General features: G+C 38.2%; 16 protein-coding genes and 1 pseudogene. 2 read left to right on the forward strand and 15 right to left on the reverse strand.

Annotation, left to right across the window (positions count from 1 at the left end; all coding sequences use genetic code 11):
* Positions 1-448 precede the first annotated feature (448 nt).
* The 15 genes from PDT38_RS05010 to fadH form a co-directional block, all read right to left on the reverse strand.
* Positions 449-904 (reverse strand): TlpA family protein disulfide reductase, encoded by a 456-nt coding sequence (locus tag PDT38_RS05010; protein ID WP_270799457.1) that lies wholly within the window; start codon positions 902-904, stop codon positions 449-451.
* Between the two features lie 68 nt (positions 905-972).
* Positions 973-1,515: a biofilm-specific peroxidase AhpA gene (ahpA, locus tag PDT38_RS05015; protein WP_270799459.1), complete on the reverse strand. Its 543-nt coding sequence runs from the start codon at positions 1,513-1,515 to the stop codon at positions 973-975.
* Positions 1,516-1,779: 264 nt separating this feature from the next.
* On the reverse strand, positions 1,780-2,025 hold the full coding sequence (locus PDT38_RS05020) for a YkuS family protein (protein ID WP_270799461.1): 246 nt from the start codon (positions 2,023-2,025) through the stop codon (positions 1,780-1,782).
* A 44-nt stretch (positions 2,026-2,069) separates the two neighbouring features.
* The gene (locus tag PDT38_RS05025) at positions 2,070-3,203 is read right to left on the reverse strand and encodes an N-acetyldiaminopimelate deacetylase (RefSeq protein ID WP_270799463.1); all 1,134 of its coding nucleotides are present in this window, start codon (positions 3,201-3,203) and stop codon (positions 2,070-2,072) included.
* A gap of 68 nt (positions 3,204-3,271) precedes the next feature.
* Positions 3,272-3,982 (reverse strand): 2,3,4,5-tetrahydropyridine-2,6-dicarboxylate N-acetyltransferase, encoded by a 711-nt coding sequence (gene dapD, locus PDT38_RS05030; protein ID WP_270799464.1) that lies wholly within the window; start codon positions 3,980-3,982, stop codon positions 3,272-3,274.
* An 82-nt stretch (positions 3,983-4,064) separates the two neighbouring features.
* A complete protein-coding gene (locus PDT38_RS05035; protein WP_270800142.1) occupies positions 4,065-4,520 on the reverse strand; it encodes a flavodoxin in 456 nt (151 codons plus the stop codon).
* Between the two features lie 25 nt (positions 4,521-4,545).
* Positions 4,546-5,436 (reverse strand): WD40/YVTN/BNR-like repeat-containing protein, encoded by an 891-nt coding sequence (locus PDT38_RS05040; RefSeq protein ID WP_270799466.1) that lies wholly within the window; start codon positions 5,434-5,436, stop codon positions 4,546-4,548.
* Positions 5,426-5,893, reverse strand: coding sequence for a flavodoxin (locus tag PDT38_RS05045; protein WP_270799468.1), 468 nt, complete (start codon positions 5,891-5,893; stop codon positions 5,426-5,428). Before PDT38_RS05045 ends, PDT38_RS05040 begins: the two co-directional genes overlap by 11 nt.
* A 107-nt stretch (positions 5,894-6,000) precedes the next feature.
* Complete coding sequence (locus PDT38_RS05050) at positions 6,001-6,885, reverse strand: LysR family transcriptional regulator (protein WP_270799469.1); 885 nt, start codon at positions 6,883-6,885, stop codon at positions 6,001-6,003.
* A gap of 108 nt (positions 6,886-6,993) precedes the next feature.
* Entirely contained in the window at positions 6,994-7,437 is a 444-nt protein-coding gene (cbpB, locus tag PDT38_RS05055; RefSeq protein ID WP_270799470.1) for a cyclic-di-AMP-binding protein CbpB, read from the reverse strand.
* 184 nt (positions 7,438-7,621) lie between these two features.
* Positions 7,622-7,801, reverse strand: coding sequence for an antirepressor AbbA (gene abbA, locus PDT38_RS05060; RefSeq protein ID WP_172294484.1), 180 nt, complete (start codon positions 7,799-7,801; stop codon positions 7,622-7,624).
* 136 nt (positions 7,802-7,937) lie between these two features.
* Positions 7,938-8,456, reverse strand: coding sequence for a ribonuclease H-like YkuK family protein (locus PDT38_RS05065; protein ID WP_270799472.1), 519 nt, complete (start codon positions 8,454-8,456; stop codon positions 7,938-7,940).
* 96 nt (positions 8,457-8,552) lie between these two features.
* The gene (locus PDT38_RS05070; RefSeq protein ID WP_270799473.1) at positions 8,553-8,795 is read right to left on the reverse strand and encodes a YkuJ family protein; all 243 of its coding nucleotides are present in this window, start codon (positions 8,793-8,795) and stop codon (positions 8,553-8,555) included.
* A gap of 454 nt (positions 8,796-9,249) precedes the next feature.
* Entirely contained in the window at positions 9,250-10,470 is a 1,221-nt protein-coding gene (locus PDT38_RS05075; RefSeq protein WP_270799474.1) for an EAL domain-containing protein, read from the reverse strand.
* Positions 10,471-10,535: 65 nt separating this feature from the next.
* Positions 10,536-11,300, reverse strand: a complete 765-nt coding sequence (gene fadH / locus PDT38_RS05080; RefSeq protein WP_270799475.1) for a 2,4-dienoyl-CoA reductase — start codon at positions 11,298-11,300, stop codon at positions 10,536-10,538.
* 149 nt (positions 11,301-11,449) lie between these two features.
* Here fadH and PDT38_RS05085 point away from each other — a divergent pair, with 149 nt between their 5' ends.
* Together PDT38_RS05085 and PDT38_RS05090 are read left to right on the forward strand one after the other, a co-directional pair.
* Positions 11,450-12,295 (forward strand): metallophosphoesterase, encoded by an 846-nt coding sequence (locus tag PDT38_RS05085; protein WP_270799477.1) that lies wholly within the window; start codon positions 11,450-11,452, stop codon positions 12,293-12,295.
* Positions 12,296-12,513: 218 nt separating this feature from the next.
* Positions 12,514-12,870: pseudogene (locus PDT38_RS05090) on the forward strand (L,D-transpeptidase); the annotation flags it as partial.
* Between the last annotated feature and the right edge of the window lie 5 nt (positions 12,871-12,875).

Here is a 12,875-nt window from a genome sequence, read left to right on the forward strand (position 1 = left end):
TCATTTGACCTACTTTATTATTATTGTCGAAAAATGGTATGCAATGATGAAAATTCAAAAAATACTTTTGTAACGAAAGTATTTTGACAGTAATGATTAAGATAAGAAGTATAATTAAACAGGAATGAGTATCATTTAAAAATTGATAAAAATTTAAACGATTAGTCAAGTCTACATAAGAAGAGAGGTTTTATGTTCTCATGAAGAGCAGAATCCGTTTCGAAAATAACAGGATAAAAGGCTCATTATTTTTGAAAAACAGTGCTTTAAGACTCATTTGAAGAAACCCTCAAAAAAACGAAAATTTCTTTTAAAAGTGTTAGAAAAAGGAGCTGTCCGAAAAGAGCAAAATTGGCAACTGTTATCATTCAAGATTAATGATAACTTTGGTAAACGTGAAAAGGGTATCCAACAGTCAATAAATCGACTATTGGATAGCCCCTTTGCATCACTCCGCTTGTTCAGTTTCCGCAAGAACTCGATTCACACGTTTTTCGAGCATTTTCATACCGCTACCACCGGCCTGATAATGACGAAGCTGACCGCTCTTATCAAATACATAATAAGCAGGAACATACTGATTCTCAAAAGCTTCTGTTAGTTTATGATCACTATCGACAAAAATTGGCTGTGTGATAGCATGCTCTGTTGCCAGATCTTTTATTTTATCGATATTTAAATCATCTTCTGAACGAGGCATATGCACAGCAACGACATTTAGTTTGTTACTGTAGCGATCGCGAAATTCGTTTACTTGCGGCATAGCCTCTTTACATAAGTGACAGCTGATCGACCAGAAGTGGATTAGCGTTGGTTTTTCACCAATCAGCTGTTCTTTTGTTACTTTTCCATTTAACCATTCTTTTGCACCAACAAGTTCTGGCATAGGCTGACGTAATTTCATTTTCTTCTCTCCTTTTACGATTGTAAAAAGGTCTAACAATTGTTAGACCTTTTTAGCAACTTGTAGAATTAAAGTGTTTTTTGGCCTGGCTTCCAGTTTGCAGGGCATAGTCCACCTGTTTGGAGAGCTTGGAGAACGCGTAGTGTTTCATCTACATCACGACCGATGTTGTTATGGAATACTGTTTGATATTGTAGCTCACCTTCAGGATTGATAATAAATAATCCGCGCAGAGCAATACCCTCTTCTTCAATAAGGACACCATATTCACGAGATACTTCATGATTTGTATCAGCCGCAAGAGGATATTTTAGCTGTTCAAGACCGTTATCTTTACGATTTGTGTTAATCCAAGCTAAGTGAGTGTGAATTGTATCAGTTGAAACACCAATAACCTCTGCATCAAGGTCTTCGAACTCATCGTAACGATCAGACATTGCTGTAATTTCTGTCGGACATACGAAAGTAAAATCCATTGGATAGAAGAAAAGAACTGTCCATTTACCATTCTTCATGTTTTCTTCAAGGCTCACTTTTCCGAATTCTTTATTTGCAAGAACTGCCTCCATTTCAAAGCGTGGAGCTTGTTTACCTACCATACGTTCTGCCATTTTATGTATCCCTCCAAAAATTTTTTTGTAGATGAAATGAGAATTAAAATCTTAAATTCTCATTTAGTTCACAACGTTACACAAATAATTATAAATGCAACCACTTTTTTAGTCAATATCAATTGATAATTAATTTAAATAAGAAATCAATATTTTGTAAAGGTTCTCTTAAAAAATTTTAACATGTTCTTCCGTTGTGAGACAAATCATCAGCTCGGTTATGAAAAAGAAAACCGAAGCACTTCACTCCGGTTTCACCATCATTTAATGAGTTTTTTGATCGACTCGTTGACAAATTTCATCTGCGGAAAGACCTGACGCCTCAATAACAGGAGCTCCAGTCGTCGTATCTGAAATACCGAGCATATTCGAATCCAGACCGGTTACGACACAGCAATCACAGCCTTTTGCATCATCTTGCGTTTTCATCATCACAACCTCATAACCTTTTTCTTTTAATGCAGCTTCAACATCTGTTAGAGATTGTTCAATTCCGATTTTTTTTGACATGAAGATACACCTCCAGCATTTAAGATGGCGTTTTCGCTGAGATTTTATACTTCCTGATTGGCATGAACTGAAAAATATGCCGTCAACAAACGAACCGCCGTCTCAAGCGCTGCTTCTTTCGGCTGAAGTTTGGCATGATGAAGGCCATAAGGGGAATCGACACCAAGCCAAAACATAAAACCCGGGTATTTTTTTAACATAAACCCAAAGTCTTCCCCTGTCATCGCTTCTTTGGCACAAACCACATTGGCAAGCTGATGTTCTGTAGCAAACTTCATAAAGTCTTCAACTAAATCGGCTGAATTATAAACTTGATGATATGCTGATGGATACGTGACAGTCCCTTTGCAATGATAGGCGATCTCCAATCCTTTTACCATCGCTTCTATTCTCGCTTTTACCTGCTCCATTGCTGAAGGTGATAACGTTCTAATCGTTCCTTCCAGCTTGGCATTTTGAGCGATGATATTTTGTGCTGATCCACCAGTAATCGTTCCAATTGTGATTACAGCACTGTCAAGCGGATCTACATTTCGAGCGACAACCGATTGCATTTGTGTTACTAACGAACTGGCCGCCACGACCATATCTTCAGCAAGATGAGGATATGCCGCATGTCCGCCTTTTCCTTCCAACTCAATGACAAGCTCAGAGGTATTGGCAAAGAGAAGACCGCCTTTAGTCGAGATAGTTCCAACAGGAAGCTCAGGTGCAATATGTAAAGCAGTAATTATACTTGGTTCCCATTTTTTGAAGGTGGCAGACTCAATCATCGCTTCAGCCCCGCCAGGTCCTTCTTCAGCTGGTTGAAAGAGAAAGAGAAGATCATGTTTTACCGGATGATGTACAAAGTAATCAAGCACTCCAAGCGCGATCGTCATATGGAAATCGTGTCCACATGCATGCATTCTATTTTGGTGAACAGAAGAAAAAGGATAACCGGTAGCTTCTTCAATGGATAATCCATCCATATCCGCTCTATAAGCAAAAATCTTTTTGGACGCCGTTCCTTTTACTTTGACAAATAACCCTGTCTTCCAAGTTTCAATTTCAAGCCTGTTTTCTGGATACCGTTTTAAATGGTTCAAAATATAGCTTTGAGTCTTATATTCTTGATATCCAAGCTCAGGGATCTGGTGCAGATCTCTGCGAATCGCTGTTAAGTGCTCCAATTCCATCTTTAAAACCTCCTGGCATATGAAAAGGCGTGGACTTGTTCAGGTCCACGCGCTGCTTCTTTGCTTATTTACAGTTGACGCAATTCTTGTTTAATTTCAGTTTTACCTTTTGTTTTTTCATCGATGTCTTTCATTTTTTTAGCTGGTGTCCCCGCTACAACTGTATATGGTTCAACATCTTCAATAACAATCGCTCCAGCGGCAACGACAGCTCCTTTTCCAACTGTTACACCTTCAAGAATAACGGCGTTTGCACCAATGACAACATCATCTTCAACGATGACAGGTTTTGCTGAAGGTGGCTCAATAACGCCAGCAAGGACAGAACCTGCTCCGATATGACAATTTTTACCCACTGTCGCACGTCCACCAAGCACTACGTTCATATCGATCATCGTACCTTCTCCGATGACAGAACCGATATTGATGGATGCTCCCATCATAATGACAGCTCGATCACCGATTTCCACGTGATCGCGAATAATAGCACCAGGTTCAATTCGAGCGTTCACATTTTTCATGTCAAGAGTTGGGATTGCGGAATTGCGGCGGTCATTTTCGACAACGTAGTCTTCAATTTTGCTTTGGTTTGCCTCGAGTGCAACCTGGACCTCTTCCCATTCGCCAAACACCACACCAGTGTTTCCTGTTATAAATGTTTTCGCAGAAGCGCCGAAATCGATTCCTTCAAGATCACCTTTCACATATACTTTAACAGGTGTTGATTTCTTACTATTTTGAATAAACGAGATAATCTCATTAGCGTCCATCATCTTCATTATGTACATCCTCCTTCTCTTTTCTACTTCATTACTGTATCAAAGGTCAGATTTAAAGACAAGAAAAAAGAAGACGCCGTTTTCAAAGTGACGCCTTACTTTTTTCTGCAAATTTTTCACCAAATTCTATGAGTAGGTTTTCTTCTTCATTTTCAGGATTCATTTCAATTTTAACAGCCGGAAGTACAATTTCGCCGCCAAGTTGTTTAATTTTTTCCTCAAGGATATCGACAGCTCCACAAAAATGTTCATATGAGGTGTCTCCTGATCCGAAAACAGCGAATTTCTTATCATTGAAATTTAAATCATCCATATCTTCATAAAGGTCTAACATTTCATCAGGAAGGTCTCCATCTCCCCATGTATATGCGCCTAATAAGATCCATTGATATTCATTAAAAAGGTCAGCATCAATATCCATCGCTTCATGACGGTCAACGATAACTTCTTGTTTTAACAGTCCTTTTTCGATTAAATCTGCCATTGCTTCTGTATTTCCTGACATCGTTGCATATACAAGTAAAACTTTTTCCAACATCATTCCTCCTATTTCATTTAAGGTGTTAATGAGCGAGGGCGGACTGCTCATAAGGTCTGACAAACTTACATTCATAAAGACCGGCACAAAAGAAATGCTCTTTTTGATTAGCTACCCTAAATCCATGTCCTTTAATGGATTCAAACCATTTCAGTTCTTGTTTATCAAAATCGAACTGATAGATTCTAGAAAATCCTTTAGTGTCTTGAGCAGATGTTACATAAATGACACCGCGATTCTCCGATATATCAAGAAAAGAATCTTCTTTATCTACAATACCCGATCTAATAACCTTATGTTCATTTGTGTGGATATGAATGATATCGATGGCAGCACACCGACCCTTTTTTGAGCCCATCGCACAAACAAGCCATGTTTGCTTAAAGATAATCATGGAAGCTGTCATACGGTCCGTTTCTTTCTTGAGCAAAAAGACTGAATCTTGTTCTAAATCATATACCCAAATACCTCCATATTGATCATGAATTTGTGTTCCAATATAGAGACGGTTTTGGTAGAGACATAGAGAACGGATAACAGGTGGTATAGTAAAATCTCTAAACGGTTTAGCGATTTTCCAAGACACTCCAAAATCTTCTGAGATATAGATACAATGTTTCCCGTGAGCACACACAAACCCGTTATCACATCCTGTGATTGACCAGACTGTTGCATTTGTCGGAAAACTGGAAATTGACCAAGTTAAACCATTGTCAGATGATCTAATGATTGTACCTGATTCACCTACTCCAAATAAATAATGACCAATATATGTGATCGAACAAATTTTTGTTTTAAATTGTAGAAGTTGTTTCCAGCCGAATTCAAACGAGTAATGAAAAATCCCCTCTCGTTTTACAGCTACAAAATAACCTGAATTTGAAGCTGTAACAGCCGTTGCTCCTTTATGAAACATATGACTCGCTCCGCTTTGCCCATCTGACAAAACTTAAAGCAAACTCTTGGCAGCACTCGATGTCTTCATCTGTTTCAGGTGCAAGCTCAACTTTAAGTGTTTCAGGAAAAAGGTCAGCACCTGTTTGTTCAAGCATGTTGTAAAACGTGTTTACAGCTTCGCAAAACTTAGGGTATGCATAATCACCAGAACCAAAACAAGCTGCTTTTTTCCCTTTTAGATCTAATGAAGCAACCTCTTCGAAAAATGTCTCCGCCTCATAAGGAAGATCACCATCTCCCCATGTATATGTACCAATTAATAGATAATCGTATGTTTGTAATGAATCGGTTTCAACGGCATCTAATTCAAGAAAAGTGACATCAAGGGAATGTTTTGTCAATGTGTCCCTGATCACTATTGCAATATCTTCAGTATTGCCAGACATACTAGCAAACGCAATCAGCGCTTTAGCCAAGTGAATCACCTCAACGAATGTTTTATATCTACACTTTAAATGAAAATGATTATCATTGTCAATAAGTGCGCTAAAAAAAACAGCTTTCCTTATGGAAAACTGGGTTGTTAAAACATGATTCGTTTTTTTAGTAGGGATTCGACTATTTCTAAAAAAGCCTGTACTTGTTTCAATTCAAAAGCGGCTTCATACCCTAACAACCATGTATCCCTTCCAATTGCTTTTCCTTCTGTATCAAGCAAAGGAATTTTATGAACGTGGCTGCCGCTATCGGAAAGTGTGACAGACGGAAGGATTGCATAGCCAATTCCGTGAAATGCCATTTGTTTGCATGTTTCAATTTGATCGACGATAATCGTTTGTTTTGGTGACATTTTAAATTTCTGGTGCCACCAATGCTGGATTTGTTGATAATACGTGCTATCACTTTTAAATTGGATAAACGGCCGCTCCGTTTCCGCAATATCATCAATTGTTTTGATTTCCGTATCGACAAGATACAACTCATCTGTCATTAAATAATGCTTAGGGCCCTTCCATTCTGGATTTCCCCTAATAATCCCGATATGTATGTGATCATCATATAGGCTTTTCAGCATTTCACTACTCCATCCAGTAATAAGTGAAATCTTAACATTCGGATACTGTTTGACATAAGTTTTCAAGACTTTGGGAAGCCAGTGCTGACCAATAATTGATGCCGCCGCAAGTTTTAATGTACCATGGATTTCTCCTTCTAACTCATCTATATTTTCTTTGACCTTTTCCTGTTCTCTTGTGACATCTTTTGCAAACTGAATAATTTTTTCTCCTGCCGATGTTACAGTGAGACCTTTTTGTGATCTTAGAAAAATTTTCGTTCCCCATGACTTTTCAATCGTCTGCAGCCGCTGTGACAGCGCTGGTTGTGAAACAAATAGTCGCTCTGCTGCCTTACGCATATTTAATTCTTCTGCCAAGATGACAAGCATATGTAGCTCCTGAAGCTGCATGTACACTCCTCTTTTCGATAAGTTTTTCTTATCATTGATTCTAACCGACCTGTCATTTCTTTCGCAAGCTTAAAAGCGGCAGAAATGAAAAATAGGCTGCTTCAGCGCCTATTTATTCAATGTCCGAATATATTTATTGAACTGTTTCAAAACAACACGACGTGTAAAAATCCCTTCAAAAACTCCTTCTTCATTCTCACAACAAATAAACGCATGATTGATAACCATTCCAAACCCTTTTAAAATAGGCTCACTTATGTTAAGACGGGGAATATCAGTTAACATCACTTCTTCGACATGTATATCTTCCAGCTTTTCAAACTCAATTCTTTCCAAACCAAAGATCTTATCCATAATCATGTTGGTTCCGATCAATCCGTGTAAACGAAAAGACGCATCAAGCACAGGAATTGCTGTATAACCGGATTTTGTCAATACTAGAAGAGCATGTTCTAAGTTATTTCCAACCTGGACATGAGCAACTTTATCAGCCTCAATCATATGTTGACCGACTGTTGTTTCAAGAAGTTCATCTGACTGCAAACTAATCATAGATTCTTCGACTCCTTTTCAACTTTAATCTAGCAACACGTGTTTTCCCTATATTACAATAATATAAACTTTATCAGGATTTGTCGAAAAATTTCCTCTTATTCAAAGACTGATTGTTGATTTAGAGCTGACCATGAAATAAAAAAGATACTCAATTCTCGAGTATCAATAGATATAATGTGAGTTAGTTTTCAGACCGAACACGGTCGTATAAGGTAACCAATTTTTTATAGGTGAGGTTATCCACACGCTTTGAACCCGTTTCTATATCATTGATCTCACTGCTCAGTAACTCTACCGCGTATTCATGATCTAGCAGGACATTAAGTAACAGTCTTCTCTCTTCTTCTGAAAAGCGATCCATTCTTAATCAGCTCCCTATCGATTTGCTTAAATCAGAAACTACCATCTCTCTTTAGCCTCTATAGGGTTAGAATAAAAAATTGAGTTTTAAACGTCAACCGCACATTTCGACATATAGACACTTTTCTTTAGAACAATTATTTTGTATAGCGGTTTGCATAACTTGAAGCTGCATAGGAGTCAGGTTTAATTTTCGCACTGATTCCCATCGATGTAATCCGTCCAGTCATTTCCTGAATCAAATCTTTTGTCAGCCCTTTTTTTCCGATATCCAAATGAACTTCAAGGGTTAAATCTGCTCCCTCATCTGTAAACGGAAGGAGCAGATCCGTGATTTCAGTCAAATAGTCGTGAAGAAGATATCCTGCAATTTCTTGGCTGTAGGCTGTTTCCAGCGAGATTTTTTCCCTCAGACTGTTTATCGGTCGATTCACAACTGTATTTTTTAAACACCCCCACGCTCCTTTGCCTTTTCGATGCAAATGAACAGCGGTTATAAACTTTGTAGCATGATTGTGAATCTGTGAGTCTGTTCCGACCGACAAAAGGTAGCTTGCACGCGGATCTTGACGAATAAACGTTTTCAGTCTCTCAATGACTTCAAAAAATGTCATTTGATCTTCAGAAAGATTGTAAAAAAGAAAGGAATCAGCCATTTCAATGCTCCTTTACATCTAAGATCTATACCGAAGATAAACGCTTTAACCGAGAGCTATCAGGAAAACGACGCCTGGAAAAGCTTCATCATGCCTTTATTGCTGAAGTAGTTCAAAGATTTCGATTGAAATCATATCAATGTTATCAAAAGGAAATGTTGTAGGCTTATCTCCCTTTTGAAAGACCGTTAATTCAAACGTTTGGTTTTTCTCAAAATATTTCACACTACATACTTTTTCCCCGTTTACTTCGAAGTTGCGTTGTGTCGGTTCGCCCGAGGACTCCGCAGTTTCTTGAAGACTCTGCAGTCTCGTGATGATACCCATTAATTGTGACATTCTAAAAAAGACTCCTTTCAAAAACACTTCAGGATCAACAAGTATTAATTATAATACAAGTTCTACACGCATCATACCACAAAGTATCAGTTGATGACATTTTTCCTTTCGAATTGCGAAAAAGAAAAACTGTTTTTTATAGTGTGAGTTTTCAATGAACAAGTCATACACAAAATCATTTTTCCCTAAGGCAACTAGCAGTATGTGTGCTCATAAGTAAAATTTATTGATCATCTAGCTTGTCTTATTCCTGATTGTTTCTGTAAACAAAAAAACTTGGCGGGGGCAGCGCCAAGTTTTTTTATACTTGATCTGATAAGGGGTTGGGGAACAGAGAGGATATCTCTCTATAGTCAAATGATAATGATTATCAATTTCATTGTCAACCCCAAGATGACAGAAAATAAAAAAACTGCACTCCAATCGTTAAATGAAGTGCAGTTTATAGCCAACTTTAAATCAGGCCATCTTGTTCATAAAGATAGGAATACGGCAAATCAATAAAAAGATACCGTTCGTGATCCATTGGATATGAAAACGTCCGAATCATTTCACCTGTCTCATTGTCACTGTATAAATCACTGAAAAACCCTTTTCTCATCGTTCTCATTTTGATGATATTCTCCAAAAAATACGGACGCCAGCTCCAATTTTTCCCGATGTATTCCGGCTGAAATATCCATTCTCCGTCCTGTTTATAGACGTTTTTCGTTAGTTGAACGCCATCTTCATTGCACATATAGATTCTAAAACTGCAGTCGGTCAGTCCATGACCGAGACCCAGTAAAAAATCATCCTCACTCTGGTTCCCTTTTTTAAGCTCAGTCACCAACTGATGAACCCTTTTATCAAACTGGTCTGACTGCTCAAACAAAATCTCTAGCTTCTTTTTCTCATGTAAAATAAATTGGTGAAACTCAGCCTTTAAACGTTTTTTCAATACATCCCGCTCAACAAATTGTTCTTGTGGGGATTGTAAATAATGTCCCTGAAAATAGCGGCCTCCGTTTCTCCAAGCATATTGAAGTTGGAAGTTTGCTTCAATATCTTCGTACAATAATGTCGCACCGATCTTTCTCGCAAGCAATGATATACTATAAAGAACATATTCATAGGAGGGTGAAGGAGAAGCCATTTTAAGTGGCTGTAAATCGATCTTCAACAAGTCTGGCGAAAGCAGTGCGATTCTGTCGAGATTGCTGCTATCTTTACCAATATTATCAACCGCAACTTTAATACCATATGTACGGTAATATGTTAGTACATGTTGCAGTTGTTCTATATCTCCTTTGAAATACTGCTCTGTTATTTCGACTACGAAACGATCTAGTTCAATACCTTTTTCCTTATACTCCATCAAAAGGTTGAGGAATCCTTCTCCATGATCCATCATCAACACATTTGCGTCTTGGTTGATAAAAATTAAAAGATCACAGTCGGTATCTAAAAAAGAACGTAGTGCTTGACGAACGACCCTTAATTCAACTTCTGCTTTATATTCTTCTGGGATTGATGGGTCAGAGAAAAATGCCCCTATACTCTTCACTCCAGATTTCATCTTAATACGTCCCAATACTTCATAGCCGATCACTTTTTGCTCTTCAGCACTGAAAACAGCTTGATAATAAGGGAAAACATCTTCAATATTTGTTAAAATGTCGAGTGGATCCAACATGGTATATCACCAGCTTCTCAGGTCTTTGTCTGATTATACCACAACGTCCCACCACATTGATCATTTTAAAATGGATGAGGATTAAGCCATTGACCACCATCCATTGTTACACATTCTCCATTTATATATGCCGCTTGTTCAGATAATAAATATGAAGCAAGTCCTGCAATTTCTTCAGGAGTTCCGAGTCTTTCTAAAGGAACGCTTTTGATTGTACGCTCTGCTGCTTCCTCTGATTCAAACAGTTTTTCGGCCCCACCTGTCCTTTCAATCGGACCAGGCGCAATAGCATTTACTCTAATACCATATCTTCTCCCCCATTCAACAGCAAGTGTTCTCGTCAATGACAAAACGCCAGCTTTTGCTGCCGCAGAATGGATAACACCTGCTCCAGCACCCCATGCATACGTCGCCACCATGTTCACAATCATTCCGTTTTTCTTTTCCTTGATCCAATAACGACCAACAGACTGGCTACAGTAAAATGTTCCATTTAAAACGATATCGATGACGGATTTCCAACCATTAACAGACAGCTTCTCAGCTGGACAAATAAAATTTCCGGCCGCATTATTTACCAAAGCATCAATTGTCCCAAAACGATCAATCGTTTCCTCCATCATCTCTTCTACTTCTTCAACAGATCTGACATCCATTTGGCAAATCCCAACTTGTCCCGGAAACGTTTCAATTTCTTGTTTGGTAGCCTCTAGCTTTTCTTTCGTTCTCCCCGTAATCATCACATTCCAGCCTTGTTCAGCCTGCTTTTTAGCCATTGCTTTTCCCATACCACTTGACCCTCCGGTCACAATCACAACTTTTCTGCCCATTTTCTTTTATCCCCCTTGTCATGAATGAATGATCATTCACTACTCATTTTATCATACTGTTTAAAAAAGTTTAACAATTCTTAAGAGGTTGTCCTAATTTACTTTTTAAAAAGATATAATGTATGGATTCTATTAAAGGTTGGTTGATGATGAAAAATTTAACTAGAAGACATTTTTTAAAAGGTTTGCTTGGCCTTTTTACAACAGGATGGTTATCATTTGGTTATGCCCGTTTTCTTGAACCCCGTATGCTTGAAACAAATGTGATTCCCATTCAACATCGACTTATCCCTAAAGCATTTGATCAATTTCGAATTGTCCAGTTCAGTGATACTCATTTAAGTCATGACTTTACAGTTCATCAGCTATTAGAAATTGTCCATCAAATTAACAATTTAAATCCAGATTTGATCGTGTTTAGCGGAGATTTAATTGATGATCCGCCTCACTATCAAAATCATGATCAAGCCGTTCTCGTCTTAAAAAAGCTTCATGCACGATGTGGAAAGTTTGCAATTTACGGAAACCATGATCATGGTGGTTATGGAACAACTATTTATCGAAACATTATGTCAGCCGCTGGCTTTCACGTTTTACGAAATGATTTGGTCAAACTTGAATTAAGCAGCAACAGTGTGATTGAGATTGCCTCACTAGATGATTTCATGCTCGGAAAACCGAAAGTCGAAGGAGTGTTATCAAAACTTAGTAAGGATATTTTTTCGATTTTACTTGTTCATCAGCCAGATGCTGCGTTAGCCGCCAAAGATTTCCCTGTCAATTTGCAATTATCAGGGCATACCCATGGCGGACAGGTGAGGCTCCCACTATTTGGCCCACTCATAACCCCTCCATATGGAAAAATCTATACGGAAGGGTTGTATGTACGAGATGGGATGCAAATCTATGTCAATCGTGGAATTGGGACAACAAGACTACCACTCCGATTTTTGTCAAAGCCTGAAATAACTGTTTTTGAACTAAAATCAGAATAAGATATGCTACAAGGCTTTTGTCGCAAATAGAAAAATACAGGCATATATTTTAAAAAGGAAACAACTACCTACCCTGATTTTAGTGAAAAAAGAAACTTCCATAGCTTTTTATCGTCTAATAAATGCAACGGAACAAGCTCTTTTTTCGTTTTTAGCAAAAAGGAGATGACTATTAAATGAAATTCTTAGAACCATGGAAAAGCAGTACAAATTCTGCTGGATTAAGAGACGCAAACACCATCCCTTACAAGATTGTCGTCTCTCTTAGGAGTAAAACACTGAAATTGTATAAGTCGGACAGATTGATAAAAACTTACTCAGTAGCCATAGGGAGGACGCTCAAGAAAACTCCCCAAGGTGAGTTTATGATTGTCAATCGACAGGCAAATCCCGGTGGACCGTTCGGTGCATATTGGTTAGGACTATCAAAAGAGGGTTATGGGATTCATGGAACGAATAACCCGTCTTCAATTGGAAAAGCTGTTTCAAAGGGATGTATTCGAATGTATAATCAAGATGTTAGAGAACTGGCTTCCATTGTCCCAAACAGCACCCCAGTGATCATTACACCCTAAATCCG

This window comes from Bacillus changyiensis, assembly GCF_027706145.1.
GTDB classification, from domain to species: Bacteria; Bacillota; Bacilli; order Bacillales; family Bacillaceae; genus Bacillus; species Bacillus changyiensis.